This is a genomic window from Aureispira sp. CCB-QB1, assembly GCF_000724545.1.
GTDB lineage: Bacteria > Bacteroidota > Bacteroidia > Chitinophagales > Saprospiraceae > Aureispira.
The window spans coordinates 128,979-147,571 of record NZ_JHBV01000030.1 but is presented as its reverse complement, the minus strand read 5'-3'; the positions used below and the strand labels follow the sequence as shown (position 1 = coordinate 147,571).

The 18,593-nt window shown below is 34.9% G+C and carries 15 protein-coding genes; 7 read left to right on the top strand and 8 right to left on the bottom strand.

Annotation, left to right across the window (positions count from 1 at the left end):
• Positions 1-7 precede the first annotated feature (7 nt).
• Complete coding sequence (gene rbfA / locus CG11_RS15130) at positions 8-445, bottom strand: 30S ribosome-binding factor RbfA (protein WP_052597624.1); 438 nt, start codon at positions 443-445, stop codon at positions 8-10.
• A 580-nt stretch (positions 446-1,025) separates the two neighbouring features.
• Between rbfA and CG11_RS15125 the strand changes: the two genes are divergently transcribed.
• Both CG11_RS15125 and CG11_RS15120 read left to right on the top strand, forming a co-directional pair.
• A complete protein-coding gene (locus CG11_RS15125; RefSeq protein ID WP_052597623.1) occupies positions 1,026-1,652 on the top strand; it encodes a hypothetical protein in 627 nt (208 codons plus the stop codon).
• 82 nt (positions 1,653-1,734) lie between these two features.
• A complete protein-coding gene (locus CG11_RS15120) occupies positions 1,735-5,211 on the top strand; it encodes a caspase family protein (protein WP_052597622.1) in 3,477 nt (1,158 codons plus the stop codon).
• A gap of 85 nt (positions 5,212-5,296) precedes the next feature.
• Here the strand turns inward: CG11_RS15120 and CG11_RS15115 are convergent, their stop codons facing one another.
• A complete protein-coding gene (locus tag CG11_RS15115) occupies positions 5,297-5,728 on the bottom strand; it encodes a BLUF domain-containing protein (protein ID WP_052597621.1) in 432 nt (143 codons plus the stop codon).
• Between the two features lie 1,159 nt (positions 5,729-6,887).
• Here CG11_RS15115 and CG11_RS15110 point away from each other — a divergent pair.
• Positions 6,888-7,619 carry a hypothetical protein gene (locus CG11_RS15110; protein ID WP_052597620.1) on the top strand — a complete coding sequence of 244 codons (732 nt, stop codon included), beginning with the start codon at positions 6,888-6,890 and terminating at the stop codon, positions 7,617-7,619.
• A 42-nt stretch (positions 7,620-7,661) separates the two neighbouring features.
• Here the strand turns inward: CG11_RS15110 and CG11_RS15105 are convergent, their stop codons facing one another.
• The 3 genes from CG11_RS15105 to CG11_RS15095 form a co-directional block, all read right to left on the bottom strand.
• Positions 7,662-8,321, bottom strand: coding sequence for a DUF2490 domain-containing protein (locus CG11_RS15105; protein WP_052597619.1), 660 nt, complete (start codon positions 8,319-8,321; stop codon positions 7,662-7,664).
• 107 nt (positions 8,322-8,428) lie between these two features.
• Positions 8,429-8,770, bottom strand: coding sequence for a translation initiation factor (locus CG11_RS15100; RefSeq protein ID WP_052597618.1), 342 nt, complete (start codon positions 8,768-8,770; stop codon positions 8,429-8,431).
• A gap of 14 nt (positions 8,771-8,784) precedes the next feature.
• Positions 8,785-9,276 carry a hypothetical protein gene (locus CG11_RS15095; RefSeq protein WP_052597617.1) on the bottom strand — a complete coding sequence of 164 codons (492 nt, stop codon included), beginning with the start codon at positions 9,274-9,276 and terminating at the stop codon, positions 8,785-8,787.
• Positions 9,277-9,591: 315 nt separating this feature from the next.
• On the opposite strand from CG11_RS15095, the gene xseB reads away from it, so the two are divergent.
• The 3 genes from xseB (at position 9,592) to CG11_RS15080 (ending at position 11,919) form a co-directional block, all read left to right on the top strand.
• Entirely contained in the window at positions 9,592-9,813 is a 222-nt protein-coding gene (xseB, locus tag CG11_RS15090) for an exodeoxyribonuclease VII small subunit (protein ID WP_052597616.1), read from the top strand.
• A 68-nt stretch (positions 9,814-9,881) separates the two neighbouring features.
• The gene (locus tag CG11_RS15085) at positions 9,882-10,430 is read left to right on the top strand and encodes a DUF1599 domain-containing protein (RefSeq protein ID WP_052597615.1); all 549 of its coding nucleotides are present in this window, start codon (positions 9,882-9,884) and stop codon (positions 10,428-10,430) included.
• 142 nt (positions 10,431-10,572) lie between these two features.
• Positions 10,573-11,919, top strand: a complete 1,347-nt coding sequence (locus CG11_RS15080; RefSeq protein ID WP_052597614.1) for a MauE/DoxX family redox-associated membrane protein — start codon at positions 10,573-10,575, stop codon at positions 11,917-11,919.
• 170 nt (positions 11,920-12,089) lie between these two features.
• Here CG11_RS15080 and CG11_RS15075 read toward each other — a convergent pair whose 3' ends face one another.
• Entirely contained in the window at positions 12,090-13,193 is a 1,104-nt protein-coding gene (locus CG11_RS15075) for a ferredoxin--NADP reductase (RefSeq protein ID WP_052597613.1), read from the bottom strand.
• 293 nt (positions 13,194-13,486) lie between these two features.
• On the opposite strand from CG11_RS15075, the gene CG11_RS15070 reads away from it, so the two are divergent.
• Positions 13,487-13,888 carry a hypothetical protein gene (locus CG11_RS15070; RefSeq protein ID WP_156039789.1) on the top strand — a complete coding sequence of 134 codons (402 nt, stop codon included), beginning with the start codon at positions 13,487-13,489 and terminating at the stop codon, positions 13,886-13,888.
• Between the two features lie 113 nt (positions 13,889-14,001).
• On the opposite strand, the gene CG11_RS15065 is transcribed toward CG11_RS15070, so the two are convergent.
• Together CG11_RS15065 and CG11_RS15060 are read right to left on the bottom strand one after the other, a co-directional pair.
• Entirely contained in the window at positions 14,002-15,435 is a 1,434-nt protein-coding gene (locus CG11_RS15065) for a TlpA disulfide reductase family protein (protein ID WP_052597611.1), read from the bottom strand.
• A 10-nt stretch (positions 15,436-15,445) separates the two neighbouring features.
• Entirely contained in the window at positions 15,446-18,013 is a 2,568-nt protein-coding gene (locus CG11_RS15060) for a DUF5686 and carboxypeptidase-like regulatory domain-containing protein (RefSeq protein WP_052597610.1), read from the bottom strand.
• Positions 18,014-18,593 lie beyond the last annotated feature (580 nt).

Here is an 18,593-nt window from a genome sequence, read left to right as displayed (position 1 = left end):
AAAATAATTATTCTTCTTCGTCTTGGCTTAATTCGTCCAATTTTTTTCTAGCTTCCATTGCTTCTTTCATTGAACGGTTTTGTGTGTTCTTTTCAGAATGAATTCTAGAGAAGAGGTTATCCAAATGTTCTACCTCATCCAAAGTATCATCAATGAAGAATTTTAGCATCGGGATACGACGTACTTGCTTGCGAATGCGTTTGCCCACTTGACCACGTAAATAAGCTAAATTTTCCCACAATTCTTTGACCACTTCTTGTTTGTAGGGAACGTTATACACACTAACATAAATATAAGCAATTCCCAAATCCGAACTCATTTTAACATTCGTGACAGTAACAAGTGGTTCAACACCATAAATAAAGGCTCCTTCTGTCTGCAAGACAGTACTGAATTCGTGTTGTATTAAACTACCAACTTGGCGTTGTTTTTTTGTTTGTTCCAAACTATTAATTAATTTTAAAATGACAAAACAGGCGTTATCCAATCGAAAAAAACGTTAACAAACTTAGATCCATGAACTAGTCTACTTGTTGAGAGGTAACGCTTGATGATAAGATTGCATCAAATAGTATAGCTAAAAGTACAGCATCTAGCAATAATATAACCATCTATTTTGCAATAGGGTTTCGTTAGATAACGGGTATTTTGAAAATAAATTCGCAAATTACCACTAAAAATTAAGAAAAACCTTAATTTTCTATTTAATAATCACAATAGTTCGTTGAAAAACTTTATTAGTTTGATAATCAACAAGTTGCAAATCTGCTGTATTTTGTCTTAAGATTTTGATTATCAAACTAATATAAATGTGCTTTTTTATCTTTTTGGTAAAAAAGTAAAAAATCAACGAACTACTAAATCATAAATCCTTCGTAGTATTTTTTACTATCCCCAATTACTAGTCCAATATTTCCTATTTATAAAGTCCTAAAAGTGCACAAATATCAGTTCCTTTGTAGCTTTTTGCTACTTAAAGAAGCACTTATCTTAAAGAAATCCCTAATCGTCTAATAGAGCCATTGATGGAGCAACAGAAACTAACTATAAAAGATATTTTTTTGTTGATTGTACCAATTGTAGTTGGTATAATTGGCTTGTTAATGTGGTGGTATGAGCTACATGAACTAATTGGCTGGCAAGGAATGAAGTGGATTCGCCAACCTATCACAAGCGTCTATATCATTCCATTCTTAATTGTCTTGGCTTTTATTTTGCCGATGCGAATAGAACTAGAAATGCCTATTGGATGGACGATTTTGTATATAGGATTACTATATGGTGCAAGTCTAGGAGCCTACTTTTTGGCGAAGCAAATTTTTTATACCTTGTATACAAGAGGGCTAATAGGAGGCGATAACGGAATTATTACCTTGTCTATTTGGAAATTAATGGCAACAGTTATTTTACTATCTATTATCTATTTTATACCAATGCGGCATTTTCATAAAACGACAGATGGTATGCATATATTAACCATTATGGTGGCAATTATTTCTGTGGTTCCAGCTAGTTTGATTTGTGTTGAGCAATTCCCCTTGTGGACTCGAGGTACTGCGTTTATAGATGCCGTCAAGTTGGGCTATCCCATCTTTTGGATGCCCATATTCTTAGGATGGCTGTCAACGGCAGCTGCCAAGGAGTGGGTTTGATGAATAATGATCTTTCAAAATCAATCAATAAACAAAAGTTGTCTTGACTATAAACTGAATAAAGCGCTTTTAACAAACACATATGAAACTATTTTTATTAATATGCTTATACGGCTTGTTAGGCATAAACACAACAACGACAGCACAAGAGAAACCCGAAATAGTCGTAACAAGTGGGCATATTGCGAATGTATATGCAATTAGTTTTAGTCCCAATAATAGATTTGTTGTAACAGCGGGAATGGATAAAACTGTTCGAATTTGGGATCGAAGTTTGTGCCAAGAATTTAGAGTGTTGTACGGACATGTTGGAGATGTTTGGAAAGTAGAGTACACTTCAGACAATCGTTATATTTTGAGTATAGACGACAAAGGAACGATGATTACTTGGGAGCATGCAACAGGAAAGATTGTACAACGAACAAAATTAGAAATGTATACCCGTTCGTTTACCTATATCTCTAATACGACACATGTGCTTGTAATGAAAGGAGGTGAAATTGTTGAACTGGATATTTTGACAGGCGCCGAAATTACCAAACATGGAGCCATTCCAGATACCGAAATTAGACTGACAAAGGATGGAGAACATCTGATTACTAGAGATGCTGCCAAAATTAACGCCTTGTCTATATATAATTATAAAACAAAGACAATTGATGGTACGTTGACTGCTAATCACGACCAAGCTTTGATGAATGTTGCTGTTAGTCCCAATGGGAAGTTTGTGGCTGGTTTTAGTATTGCTAATAAGATGATTACTATTTGGAATTTGGAAACACAAAAAGTCGTTTCGGATTTTGAATATACTAGTCAGAATATGATAGAAATGGTGTTTACACCAACGAATCGAAATCTATTGGTAATGGATAGAACGGGAGCAATTGCAGATTATAGCATTCAAAAAGGCAAGTTAAAGCGAGTCATGAACGAGTCAACTAGTCAAGATATGACAACGCTCAAAAATGGGGTTTACCGTATTGGGGTTGCCTTCGACTTGGCAATTAGTCCAGATAACACTATGGTAGGTGTAGCAGGAATGGTAACAGAAAGTGAGGGCTATGGTTTGCAACCGACTGTTTTTATGGGAGGAACATTGTTTGATTTTAAGCACAATAAGGAATTGGGGCGTTTGAAAGGGTATTTTAAAATGTCTACTCATCTATCGGTAGGGTCAAATTCGAAGTACTTGGTAAATTCGGTGTACAATAAATTTCCAGGAATTCGTGTGTGGAATATGAAAGAAGGCGATTTGGAGCAGTACATCAAAACTTCGGGGGTTGCTAGTGCTAGTGCGGATGGTTCTGTTTTTGGAACGTGGGTAGTCGGAGACAAGGAAAAGCCTGTTTTGACTGTTTTTGATGCCAAAACAATCCAACCAATTTTTGAAAGTACAGCAGTTGAAGCCTTGACAGAGATTTCTTTTAACCATGATGGCAGTCGATTGTTGACACAAGAAGTAACGATAGACTTAAAAAATTATCAAAACAATCAATTCTTTTTTAGAATATGGGATGTTAAAACGCAAAAGCAAGTAGGAGATGCTGTGTATTTCAAATCTACAGAAATGCCTATATTTAAGAGTGTCAAATTAAGCCCTAGAGGAGATTATATCATTGCTCAAACCAATGGTTCTAAAATAGTAGCATGGGAAGTTGCTACAGGCAAACAAGTTCATACTATCCCATCACAAATAGCGTATGAATTTTTATTGGATTTTGTACCAAATACAAACAAAGTCTTAATTAGCAAAACGACACCAGAATACGATGCTAATCTCAAGCGTTTGAAAGCCGAAATGACGTGGTTTGAATGGGATTACACAACAGGAGAAATCTCTAATACTTTTAAGACAGGCAAAGAAGGTATTTTATTTTCGGCAGATTTTAATGAGGATGGAACGGCTTTAGTTACAGGACAAGGAGGCTATTTTAGTGAAGTGAATTTTGATGTTGTGGTTTGGGATTGGGCAACCAAAAAGAGTGTTTGTACCATGTCTGGCCATCATGGTGCTATTAAATTCGTTTGGTTTGGAGCGAAGGGAAAACGAGTGTATTCTACAGCCGAAGATGGTTTTATAAAAGTTTGGGATTTAAAATCTTGCCAAGAGGCAGCTTCATTGATTGCGATGGAGGAATTTGATTATATTATTTTGTCTCCTGATAATTATTACAAATCATCTAAAGGCAATAATACAGGAATTGGATTTCGATTTAAGGAGAATTTATACTCGTTTGATCAATTTGATGTTCGATTTAATCGACCTGATAAGGTGTTGACAAGCTTAGGTGTTTCAAAATATTCGGTTAAACTGTATACCAAAGCTTGGGAAAAACGCCTCAGCAAGTTAGGGTTTACGCCCGATAATTTAGAAGGTGAGTTAGCATTGCCTAATATAGAGTTGAGTAATAAAGTTACATTGCCCGTTACGACAGAAAACAAACAGTTGAAGTTAAATATCAAAGCTTGGGACGAAACGCATAAATTAGATCGTATTTCTATTTATGTCAATGATGTTCCCGCTCCTGAGTTGAAAGGAATTTCGTTAAAAGAACGGTATACGAATAAGATAGAAGAAGAGTTAGAAATTAGTTTAAGTGCAGGAAAAAATTTGGTTAAAGTATCTGTTTTTAATGAAGAAGGGCTAGAAAGCCTGCGAGAGACTTTTCAGGTTACTTACCATCCCAACTCGACTAAAAAGCCCGATTTATATATTTTTACAATAGGGGTTTCTGAGTTTAAAAACGAGGAACGGAACCTAAAGTTTGCCACCAAGGATGCGAAAGATTTGATCGCTAAATTTAAGACCTCTAACTATTTTGGAAATATTCATACTCAAGAATTATTTAACGAGTCGGCAACCAAGGATAATGTTCTGAAAGCTAGTAAGTTTTTGGACAAAGCCAATATTGACGATCAAGTAATTATTTACATTTCTTCTCACGGATTATTAGATGACCAGCTAGATTATTACTTGGCAATGCATGATGTTGATTTTAATAATCCACAAGCCAAAGGTTTGCCATACGATGCTATTAATACGATGTTAGATGGAATGGAATGTCGAAATCGTTTGATTATGATTGATGCTTGTCATTCGGGTGAAGTAGATAAGGACGAAGCTGTTGTACGCTCGTCGATTGCAGCTAATGATAAGGTTCATATCAATCAAAAGTCAGGAACGACAATGGTTCGCCCAAAAGCTGGCTTAAAAAATTCTTTTACATATATGAAAACCTTGTTTGGCGATGTGTCAAAAGGAACGGGAGCAACGGTTATTTCTGCGGCAGGAGGCTATGAATTTGCGCTAGAGTCAGAAGATTGGAACAATGGGGTTTTTACATATGCTGTTCTAGAAGGACTGACTTCTGGCGAAGCTGATCGGAACCACGATGGATTGGTTCATGTATCTGAACTAAAAGATTACGTTACATTGCAAGTTGTTAAGTTAACAGATGGCAAACAGCACCCCACAACTCGCACAGAAAATGCCTTGAATGATTTTATTTTATTTAAAGTAGAACACCAGTTGCCCAATGGAAAAATTATTGGGAAATAATATTTTATTAATAACGGAGTAGTTTCAATGGAGTAATGATTTTATAATAATTATTATAATAACTGAAGGGCACGACATTTAAGGATTAAGCCATTTCAAAAAAAAGTTTGAGAACTCTAATTCCTTCCACTTCATTTTGGTTTTGATCTTCAATTAATCTCTTGAATATTGCTTGATCGTCTGAATTGATTGATGTTTGAAAGACGGCATGATTGGTACTGACATTTTTATATCCCATATGCCAACTAGGAAACAACCGATTCTCAATAGGAGAGTAGTACCTTAAATTAACTCCTCCGTGTCTATCATCGCCTTTAATGGCTTCAAACAGTCCCATAATTTCATCCTTATCTCCTTCTAGGTATTGGATGAAGCGACGATCAGAGTGTAATAAAACTCCTGTGATATTTTTACTAGGGTTATTTTTTCGACAAGAAGCTAAGATGTTCTCAATTTCTGTCGTATTACAGCTCGACTTGCGACTGCTTGTGTAAACTAATTTGTATAAATCAGGCATTTTGGGAGATTTGAAGTATGGATGATAAAATACTTATCCTAGATGTTAGGGAAAACTCCATCGATACCGTTGTGTTCCCATAACATGAAGTAATGATGGATTCCTTAACTAAAAAAACAGGAGTACCTCAAAAAAGTTTACTCACGAGGTGTGTTTTTAATTTGTATTTTAAGGGTGTTTTTTGGGTTCAATAGTTAGCAGCGCAGCGAACTAAAAGCAAAGCGTTCATACAGTAAAGTAAGTTTGCTGTATGAGTATTGTAGCGTTGATAATTAATAAGTTGTAAGTAATCGTTCAGAAAAAATTCTATAAAAACAACCTTCTTTTTGCACTACTCTTCATCGGAAAAATTTGCTTTAGCTCGCTAAAACCGCACTTTTCCTCTTCGATTAGCACTAAAAATAAGGCTATTTTTTACCTATAATTTTTTATGCCCACTTACTTAGTTTTTTATATTTTTTGATTGTTAAAGTAAAAAAGGACAGAAGAGTAAATTATTTTCCTACTGTTAAAAATCAAAAGATACCGCAACTGTTTTCATAACTTTTACAGGCATAACCTTTAATATAAATTTTATTTTTTGTCCTTTTTGGCGGGAAAGTTAAAAACTAAACTTGCCAAGTAGCAGCACAAACACCAGAGCTACAAACTTAACGGAGGGTTCTGCGAAGTACGCCGTATCACTAACGATTACCTGATGTAATGCTATAAAATAAAAATGGAATATTTTCTTTATAGTGGCAGTAGCATTAACGATTGTTCTTATGAATAGTTATGTATTGATAATGTATTAATGTGATTTAGAAGCCTTATACAATGCCAATTTTAACCATAATTTAATCTATCTTTGTTGTAGATAGATGTTATCTTTCTTTTCTTTGCAGCAAAGACAACGGTCTGTCCCCCTTATTGTTAATAATTCTAGTTGTGCCCCTCACAACTAATTAAAGTATTGGATGCCTTCCTTGTAGGTAACCGTACCATTGAGTACAAAGAGTACTCAAAAGCTTAGTAATGTATTATTTTAAACAATAAATTCCATTTTCAAATGGAGTTTAAAGCGAATAGTCTTGTACTTGCACTAATCGGATCACCCCAATAGTGTTTGGTTAAGAATTATTGCATTCATTGTCACCTTGAATTAAAAAACAATAGGATCATGAGAATTGTATTCTTATTATTATCATTTTCCATATTAGTGGGATGTGGTTTTGTTCCCAAGAGTAGTCTAAAAAAACAAAAAGAAATAACGCCAACTGTATTTGAATCTGCGTATTATCAAGATTTAGGGAGAAATATTAAGCGCTTGCATCATTTAATGCAAGGAACATTTATTGCGCACAAGGAAGGGCATAGCAAAAACTTAGAATCTTGGACTGTATCAGAAGGTGATAGTGTAATTTTATATAGTGTACCACTTGGAGAGGTTGAAAAACATGGTTACTGGTTGTACAGCTATGAATTTATGACGTCATTACCCAACAAACCCATCTATACCTCTATCAAGCAAATTAAACAAATTTCAAGAGATACTTTGGAGGTGCTCTACTACGAAACCAAAGAGCCCGTGGAGATTACCCTAAACGAGGTCTTAAACAAGGAATTGTTGAACGGGAGAATTTATTTAGACAATTTAATATTAAGAGACAAAAAGGTGGTTTACGTACGAAAATCAGCCTCTCAGTTTGTTGGTTTTTCTAAAGTATATGAGGATGAGCAGTTTAATTGTTTGCGGCAAAATAAATACGATTTGTCTCCCAATTATTATAAGGTTGAAACGGCATTTTTTGACAAAGAAAACCAAGAGGAGTTATTGTTAAAAAAACGCCCGAATCTACTGGTTAGAAGAGCAATAGACTCTAAAATATTGAATGAGATTGCAAAGAAATAAGGAGACATAAAAGCCTCCTTTATATCACAAACTATTCTAGAATTAAAAGGATAGGAATACGATAACATTGATTTGGTCTCTGCTACTATTGTTAAAAAATTGATTCATGTATCCTAGCTCAAATCGGATTAACTGGTTTAATTTAAAACCAACTCCTGCGTATAATCTATTGCGATCAAAAAAAGTTTGGGTAGAATTGATGAAAATTTCATTGTATAAAGCAGCATAGACTGTTTTATCGGTCATTTCTTTATTATTGATAGGAATATTAAGAGACAAAAAGTATCGAAACCTTAGTTTGAAGGGTTGATTTTGTACCCAGCGTTGTTCTAGCCTGTAGCGATGCTGCAAGTTGAATCGACCAAATTTTTGCTTTGTTATAAATTGTTGAAAAACCCTATGTTCATTAACTTGTTCTTTGTCGTTTGTATTTGCTAAATAGTTTTGGCTGTGGATAAATCCATAACCAAGCAATATATTATTGTTATTCTCACTAAGGTTATAGCCAATGCCTGTGCGCAAAAGAAGCTGCTCTAAATCTCCAATGACATTATAATTTCTGTATTGAACTTCGTGGTGCCAATTCCATTTAGGGCTAATTTTTTTATTTCCTAAGTAGATAATCCAATTGCCAAGTTCACTTTGTTGGCAAAAGCTAAAAAAGGGAAGTAATAGAAATGTTAAGGTGATAAATTGTTTCATAAACTGATTCAGTGGTTAACCAATTAATATTATTATTAAAAAGGCAAACGTCTGCTATTCGTAAATTAATTTGATGAATTGGGAGTAGATGGCAGATGTATATTGATTTAGCCCCCTACTCGTTTGGTTTGAGAGTAGCCCATATTTTTAAGCAAATCAACAACTTTTTCAACCCAGTTGCCTTGCAAGATAATTTCATTGTCTTTGGTACTACCACCTACACCACATTTAGATTTTAAGGTTTTTCCCAAGTCTTTTAAATCTTCTTCTGTACCTACAAAACCTGTTACAAGCGTCACTTCTTTTCCTTTGCGTTGTTTGCGATCTCGCATAACCCGAAGTTTTTGTTGTTGGGAGGGGAGGGTATCAACCTCATTGTCTTCATCATCAAACCATTCCATGTCAGGGTCAGTAGAGTAAAAATTGAGCTTTTTCTTTTTCTTTGCCATAGTAACTTTTCTTTTTAGATTCCTTGAATTGATTTAAGAATTGTTTCGATTGTGCGGGCATTTTTGGTAATGTCCTGAAAATCTCCCCAAAAATACACTAAATATTGTACATTATTAAAAGAAGTCGAAAAACGCAGCACTGTAGATTCTTTGTCTTCATTCCACGTTGACATCGCTTTTTCAAATACAAGGAATTCCGTTTTCAACACCTCTAATTCTGTTGATGTGGGGGCAAAACTATAGCCCCATACTTTTTGGGTTTTTAAGTCATTGGTATCTTCTTTATCAGAAGAAAAAATAACCATACTAATGGTTTGATCTTTTGAGGCATTAATAGTGGCACCACTACAGTTGCAGGCTTTCCCAGACATATAGCCCCCAACATACCAACCTTGTGGAATGCTGTATTTTAATTTTATAGGTGCTTGATTTAATTCCTTCCAATTTTGAGCAGAAGAAACTGACATCAATAGGACAAAAAAGAGAAGGGCAAAAAGGTACTTCATATTCCCATTTTTTATTACATTTAGAGCTCTTAGAACTTAATACAAACGTTCTAAAATAATCATATTATACATTAGTAGCCTGTTAATCATGCACTTTGTTCGTGAGGGGGCTATACCTAAATGACTAACCTTTACGTAAAAAAGCGAATAGTTGATTTTTTAGGCATTGCTTATCAGTGAATTGTGGTTGAGGGCAGACTACTAATACAAAAAGAGCTAAACATAATACAATCTTTATTCTTTCAAAGAATGTTGATTTAGCTCTTAAGGGGGTAGAATATTAATCTGTAATATAGCAAAAAAAACATCGATTCTATGTTTGAAGATGACGAAAATCTAGATAAAGCTGCAAAAAGCGCAGCCTCTAATTCATACGAAGAAACATTGGAGCAGTTGCAAGAAATCTTGAAAAATATTGAAAATCAAGGAAATGAGATCGGAGGACTGTTGCAAAATGTGGAGCAAGCCAATGCTTTGGTGCAGCAGTGTAGAGACCAATTGAGAGGAATCGAAAACCGTGTAAATAATATTTTATAGTTTTGTTAACTAAATTTTTAGTTATAAGGTTGTATATTTGTTCACATCATCATTTAAATTAACAAAAAGTGCCTAATCATACATTTGAACAATACCTAAATGAGACAAAAACTTGTCGCACACTTTTCTTAAATAAAAACAAGGATTATGGAACCGCATGGCGTATTTTGCGTCCTTCCTCTTTGACCGATCAGCTATTTATTAAAGCAAAACGTATTCGAGAAATCGAAATAAAAGGTTCTATGAAAGTAGACGAAGGTGTGAAAAGTGAGTATATTGGTTTGGTAAATTATTGCATTATGGCATTAATTCAACTGGAGTTGCCAGAGGATGCTCCGTTGGAGTTGTCAGAAGAACAGGTGATTGCTTTGTATGACAAGCATCATGAGGCTACGTTTGAGCTCATGAAAAAAAAGAACCATGATTATGGAGAAGCTTGGAGAGATATGCGTAGAAGTTCTTTGACTGATTTAATTTTAATGAAAATCTTCCGAGTGAAACAAATCGAAGATAATAAGGGAGCTACTTTGGTTTCGGAAGGTTTAGATGCAAATTATCAAGACATCATTAATTATGCTGTTTTTGCCCTTATAAAAATAGCTGAAGAAGGGGAGTAGCCTCCCAATAAAATAGTTTGAAATTAGGTATTATTACCAAATATAGTTTATACAGCAGTAGTTTGTTAAAATCACGAAGCAGCACAGCTGCCTATTGTACTCGATAATCGTCCGTTAAAAATACACATAAAAAACAAAGAACATGACAGTTTATACTCTATTTCTCTATATTGCGATTGCAGCAATAGCCTTAACTGCCACCATAGGTGTGGGACATTCAAAACTCAAAGAACATGCTGTTATCCATCCTTTACAGTGGTTTGTACAGTATTTTGTTGGTTCCTTACTGATTTTTTCAGGTTTGGTCAAAGCTGTAGACCCATTAGGAACAGCTTATAAGATGCAGGATTATTTTACCGAGTTTGCCGCACAAGGGCTTCCTTTGATGGATCTTATGCATGATAATGCTTTGCCATTTTCTCTAATTATGTTGGTATTGGAGTTGGTTTTAGGAGCTTGTTTAATTTTGGGAGTAGGAGACCGAAAAACTACTTGGACCACGCTAAGTATGATGGTGTTTTTTACTTTCTTGACAGGATTTAATTACTTGACAGGTTATACGTCCAAATCAGAACAAATTGGCATCTTAGATTTTGCAAACTGGGAGAATTTTAGCGATGGAAATATTCGTATTACAGATTGCGGCTGTTTTGGAGATTTTTTAAAATTAAAACCAATTGAGACCTTTGTAAAGGATATTATATTTACAATTTTATCGTTGTTTTTGGTTTTAAATACCAATAAGTTAAAAGAGCTGTTGCCAAGAGATAAAAAGATAGCTTCCTTGAATGTTAGAACAATTGTTGTGACTTTATTGATTGTTTTAGCAACTTGGTTCTGCTTCCAAAATTTCTATTTTAACAAACCAATGGTTGATTTTAGACCTTTTGCAGAAGGAACGGATTTAAAAGCAGCTAAAGCAGCTTGTGACGCAGATGTTGCTATTGTAGAAACGGTTTATACTTATGAGAATACAGAGACAGGAGAAATACAGTTGATCAATTCCGCCAAGATCATGGAACATGCTTATTTGTGGGAGGATAAAAATGCGGAAGGGAAAGCCATTTGGCAGGTTGATAAAGAAAAAACACAAACCAAAACTATTCACGAAGGTTGTAATTCTCAGATTCAATACTTTAGATTTGACGATGTTTTGAATAACCCAACGTATAATTTCTTAGTAATTGGTGGCGATTTGGATAAAGCGAATAAAGAGGCGTTTAAGCAAATCAGTGGATTAGCTGCCAAGGGAGAAAAAGAAGGATATACAACCAAAGCATTGTATTATTACACAGGCAAGCAGACTATAGATGAGTTTAGACACGATGTCAATGGAGCCTATGAGTTTGATACCGCAGATGATAAATTATTAAAGACAATTATTCGTGCTAATCCTGGTTTAGTGCTGCTCAAAGATGGTAAAGTTGTGAAAAAATGGCACCACAAGCACATTCCTACTTACGAAGAAGTTAAGTCTTTGATGAATTAAAATGATGATACTTGCCAACTAATTGCCTTATAGAGTACTTAGAACATTTTTAAAACAAAGCTTATTTTTTGCTTATTGTTATTTTAAAAATTGATAGAAGGCAAAAAAAATCCTGCTTAGCATATTAGTTAAGCAGGATTTTTTATGTTTCGTTCTAAACGATGGTTGATCTAAACGTCAAAGTTTACTTCAATTTCATCTGTAGTAGGAATCGCCGAACAACTCAACAAATAGCCATTTTTGACCTCATCATCACTCAACGCTAAGCAACGCTCCATTTCAGCATCTCCACTAACGATTTTACACACACAAGTAGAACAAGCACCACTCATACAAGAATAAGGTGGGTCTTCGTCTATGCGTAACAAACCATCTAAGATAGATTCGTTGGGTTGAAGTTTTAATTCGATTTTTTTGCCATTCATGGTAACAATTGCTTTGGCACCATTGCTATTCCCAATGCCATCAGTTACTTTATCTTCTACGACAAACCATTCAATGTGAATGTTTTTATCATCAACACCCAATACTTTGAATGTATCTTCAGCTGTACGCATCATTCCTTCAGGACCACACATAAATGTTTCTACAGGAGTATTGCCACGATGATATTTGGTATAAACCTCTTTGATTGTTTTGGCATCAATACGACCTTTCATGCCATCCCAGTCTACCACTTTTTTAGCAAACAAACCAAAGATACCACCTTCTTTACGCTCTTTGGGTTTTGAAAGGGTATGGATAACGTTTAACTGCCCTGCATAACGTTTTTCCAATTGTTCCAACTCTGCTTTGAACATAATCGTATCTTCATTTCTATTCCCGTACAAAAGGCAGACCTGACTTTTAGGTTCCTCTTCAAGAATCGTTTTTAGAATAGAAAGCATAGGAGTAACTCCAGAACCAGAACACAACAAGAAGTAGTCTTTAGACTGGTTGGGATTCAATTCAGTGTTAAAATGCCCTTGCGGAGGCATTACTTCGATTTCTGTACCAACCGTAACATTGTCATTGATATGATTAGAAACCAATCCTTTAAAGACACGTTTTACACCGATTTTTAAATCTTTATCCATGCTAGGGCTAGAACAAAGCGAGTAAGCTCTACGTTCTTGCTTGCCTCTGAACATAAATTTCAAAGTCAAATATTGCCCATGTTTATATTGAAATGTTTCTTTTAAATTATTAGGAACGTCAAAACTAAGCACAACAGCATTGTCTGTGTCTGTTTGAACGCCTTTTACTTTTAGCTTATAAAAATTAGTATCAGCCATTATTTAGCGTTGATTAAATTAGAGAAAACAGCCTCTTAAATTTTTTTGCAGGGCAAAATAAAGCAATTTTTAGGAATTTATTGGCATAAATGAACCCAAAATTGCACTTACTTTACAGAGGACCATTATTATCAACAGCATTCTAGTAAAGAGGTTTAATCCAAGCAGTATTGTTTGGAAGTTAAATAATTAAAACCACTAAAAGGTATCATTAATTTGGAGCATCGTTTGTATATTTATACTCTAAACAATCAAATTTGATGGTATCTTTGGTTGCCATAAATCAGACAAAAATGAATAAAATATTGTTACTAATGTTGGGAGCCTTGTTGTTGAGTGCTTGTGTCGAGGAACCTTGTATTCCTGCCAGCGAAAATATAGAAGGAGAGTGGATTTGTAATCTTGGTCCAGATTATACGTTAGAGTTTAAAAATGGTAAATTAAGCGATCCTGGAAATCTATTGAGTTATTACAAAGATACAGAAGGAGAATACAAATATAAAGAGTATACAATTGATTATGATAGCTTATATATTTTTTCTAGATTGACACCAACGAATAGTTTTTTTTATAGAAATAGCTATGCAATAACAATGGACGAATGCGATTACTTAACTCTGGAACTTAGTACGATTATCAATGGGCAACCTCATACCAACGCTATTCCTACACAATTGGTACGAGTTCGAGAATAAGAAATTCTTGAAGTATTAATAGGAGAGTAGTTCGCTATGAACGTAGCAATTCCTTGGATAGAAAGCTTAGCTGATAATGAAGGACAATGCCTTAATCTACTATTTCAGAAAAGCTAATTTTGTAATAATTTTAGCAAAGCTAATTCCAATTCTTTAGAGTCAAATGAACTGGGGGTAAAAGCAAAATTTCCTTCTTTGGTAATTAAAAAGAACTTGGGCACTGACAGGACTTCATAATCATCGGTAATGTTAGAACGACTAGGATCAAAAAATAAATGTTGTCCACTAAATTGCTTCTCTTCTAATGTTTTTTTCCAAGTTTGAGGGGAGCGATCCAATGAAACGTGCAAGAATACTACTTCTTTATCTGTAAACTGTGTCTTTAGAGCTTGTAGTGCCTCTATTTTTTGCATACAGGGGCGACACCAAGATGCCCAGAAGTCCAAATAAATTACTTTGCCTTTGAGTTTTGACAATTGGACGACTTCATCTTGAGCATTTTTTAAGGCAAAATCGGGAGCAGTTGTTCCTGCTGCAAACTGATTGGCTTTTTGAAAGGGATCTAAGACGACCTTATCCAATTCGTAATAAGGATTTTCTTTTATAAAATCTTCGTAGATGGGCAAAATAGCTGTTGGATTATCCTTGCGCAAAGCTGTTGCTAGAAATTGTGCCATCGTAAAATACTTTGTTCGTCCTGTTAAGTAATTTTTGCTGTAATGGTATAATTGCGTGTAAATACTTTCATAGGTATTGGCTTTGTAGCGGCAGCGGTAATGAACAAATGCGGTAATGAAATCTCGATAGTGTTCGTTGCCCAACGATAAATCATTCAAGACTAGTGCCGTATCTAAGAAGCTCAAAAAGCTAGTGTCTAAACGATGCCTACCTTGATAGACATCTCCATATATCAACAATTTTAGCCATTGGTCATAATCAAATTCAGTTTGCAAAAACGTTTTAAATTCCTCTGTTAACTTCTTATCAGGGTCTTCCTTAAAAAGCAAGTACATAGATTCCTTCTTTTGTCGTTCTGTTTTTAAGAGGTAGACAAATTCAGTTGGTGGCGTTTGCTGCATTATTTTGTCCAAATCTTCGTGAATCTTATAGTAGTGAATTCCTTTTCTGTACTGGCGGTAATTGAAAATAACAGGATCTTTAGGAAATTGTTTTTGATAATTTTGCCACAAGCTATTGTTGTCTTTTCCTCGCTGTCCAAAGCTAATCTTTTCAGGAAAGGTTCGACTGTCAAATTTTACGTGAAGAGAATCGTTGGGCTCTAAAAACAATTGGCACTGTTGATCTCCATAACGGAGTGTAACCAACTGTGGAATTTCGATGCGGCAGGCAATCCCAAAGTTTTGAGTCGCATTCAGTGCAGCACTGTATTCTTCAACAGTATTGTTGATGTATCGTTTGTTAATTTCTAAAATTACTTCGCCAATAGAATCGTTAAGAACCGTTCCTGTCAAAAGCGTATTTGCTTGTTGTGCTGAAAGCAATGTCCAGTTACAAATAACAACAAAAGAAAAAAGCAAAACACGCATAGTTGAAGATTTAAAACGTAAAATTCAATGTCACACGAACAGAAAAACGTTGGGCATCTCTATTATCTAAGTAGTTAATTCTCCACAAAGCATCTACGCGTATGAACTGCAAAATATTTTCAATACCAATACTTACTTCGGTATAGGGACCCTTATCAAACGTGCCGTAAAAAGGACCTTCTGTGAAGGGACGTTGGCGATCTTTAGAACGCTTAATACTTCTGTCGTAGTGATTCAAGTGATTGGCTTTTTCATGCTTGGCAGACAAAGTCCCCCAACTGGCACGAGCAGCTGTAACCAAACGCCATTTTAAGTAATCACGTATAAATTTAATACGATTTAAGATAAAACCATCCCAATGGTGCTCAATTCTAGCATGAACAAAGAAATCACTTACAAATTCAAAGCTATTCATGCTGTTAAAAGAGGTTTTGTTGTAAAAATAAGCCTCATTACCAGGATGTACTTCCAACAAAAGGTAGGGGAGCGCAGTAGCACTAAATATTTTGCCAACCTCCAACTCGTATTCAACCCACCCGACAGGACTTGTAAAAAACCAATGCTTAATACCCAGTCTGACTTTGTGAAAATTAAATTGAGATTGTAAAATGCCTTTTACGCCCAAGGTGTAATCCAAGCTAACAATTGGAAATTTAGAGCCAAGACTCAAATCTTTGAAAGGACCCGAAATTTTGCGCTCTTTGTAAGCGAAACGGGTTTTGAAAACCATTTCTGTTGAGCGAATTTGGGTAATCGTATCTACCGAACCATTCTCTGCATTTTCCTGCAAAAACTTAAAATTAAGTCCTCCAAACCTAGTGTTTTCATGTCCAACAGGATTTAGGCGACGGTGCATGACTGCCAAGCGATTAGAAAAACCTTTTTTCCAAGTGTGGTGAAACCAAACTTTTCCTTCTTGGACATACATCATTTTTTGAGGAATCGCCCGTCGCAACCATCCCGCAAACAAACTTTGGGTTTTGCGTTCTTCTGAACTTCTATTTTCAAAAGTAGCATCATTAAAAAAACTGGCACCAATAGCAGACCTTCGGTAACGATTGAATACATATTGGGTATTGCCTCCATATTTCCATCGTTTGTCTTTAAAACCATAACCTACATAACCATAGATTTGGAATTTTTTGCTCAATTTATTGCTTGTTCCAACTCCCAAACTTAAGCGCACCCCCTCTACATCGTTCCAAGTAAAGAGTTTTGAATAGGGACCAATCTTGATAGGACCAATATCTTTATAACCATTAACAACAATGGTTGCAATTTCAGCGATGGTTTTGAACAAAGGAATATTTTGAACACTATCTACCATCTTATACACGCCTTTTTCATTCTTAGAAAGTTCTTCGTGTCGGTTTTGAGTCCAAAATGTATCCGCTTTGGCTAATTCGTCATAACGAATATCTTCGGGATCTTTTTCTTGAAACGTTTGTTCTGTTTCGTTTTGGTCGATTTTAAAATCTTTAAAAGAAACGGTTTTTCGACCAATAATACCAAGACCTTTGTCTTTTTTAGTCATTGCAAAATCAATGACCGTTTTTTGTTTGAGTGGAATCCAGTATTTTTCTTTATAACGATCGTATTCTTGATAAATGATAATTCGATTAACAAGGTTGACGTTTGCCCCTGGATTCATACGCATATTTACGAGAAGCAAGGCATAGTCCTCCATAGAAACCCAAAAGTCACCGTAAAATGTATTGCCGCTTTTGTCTTTTGGTTTAAATTTCAGTTTGTAACTCCATTGTCCTTTGACTTGAGTACTATCCATGATATAGTATTCATAAAAAGTTAGGCCTACATTTGAAAACGGACTGATAAACTCTTTACCTAATATCTTTATAGTGTTGTCATAAATGTTGTACTCTTGGTTCATGCTACCAATAAACTCTACAACAGTTTGATTTTTAACACCAGAGACACGTTGTGCTTTCAACATCTCTTTCTTTTCTTTGCCCTGAACATAATACACATCAGAAATGCTTTCTGCAACATAAGCAGGCAAAAAGGGTTTAACATCAGAAACGGTATCGATATTGTCAAAAATGAATTGAAGTTTTTTAAAGATTTTCATATCTTTCATGTCCTTAGTAATATTTACCAAGTCCAATTCAACTTTGGTGTATTGTTCCGTTTCGTAAGAAGCAACCACTCCTTCCAAATCATTTTGAGGTTTGTGTTTATTGATTTGGCGAATGATTTCATTTGCAGGATTTTCACCAGCAACAACGGTAATATCTAGCCCCATGTCTATGCTACTAGATTTCATTCTAAAGTTAATCACCTGTTCACTCTTGGTACTGTCTATTGGTTTCAAAACATCTATATAACCTAGCGAATTAGTAGCCAAGGTATCTCCCTCTGAGATATCAAATTGAATGATATAATTGCCATCAATGTCAGTTGTAACCCCCGTGCTAGTACCGTATACATATACGTTGCAGAAAGGCATTGCTTCTTCTGTATCGTCATCAATAACAGACCCGGTGATTGTAATAGTCTGTGCAAAATTTAGGGTAGAAAAAAATAAAAATAAGCTAAGCGTTAGAATTGTGTTTTTCATTGATGGTTTTTCACGAACTTTTGAAAAGATTTAGATGTACGTGTATTTATCTAAAAGGTTTTAGTAAATATCTAATTTACACAAAAAAAATGAAACAAAGCTCAAAATTCGATTTTCTAAGGTTTTAGAAGGACGAATAGCAAGCCTGTATTTAGATTATTAATGAATTAGTTATAAAAATGTTACTATCCAACCAAAGACTTTTCTCAACGAAGAAGTATCAGCGTAGTCAATCTTTGATAAAATAACTTGAAAATCAATAAAAACCTATCTTTTTTAGTATTTTGACTTTATCAATAGGTTGATGTTGGTATTGCATGATATTCATTTTGTGAGATGGCTATTTGGCTCTAAAGAATATTACATTGTTAACGAACTAAGTTTGCTTAGTAAGCTTGTACTAGCAGCATGAAGCTGCTAATCTTGTAGAATTAACCGTTTCACATACAAGTCTCCCTACTTTTGGGACAGAAAAAAAAGTCACTTTTAGCATTATCGACCAAAAAATCTTGATAGATGGCTATTACAAAGAACGACGCTTATTGTTGATTAGGCAATTATATACTTGCTTATTTTTGAG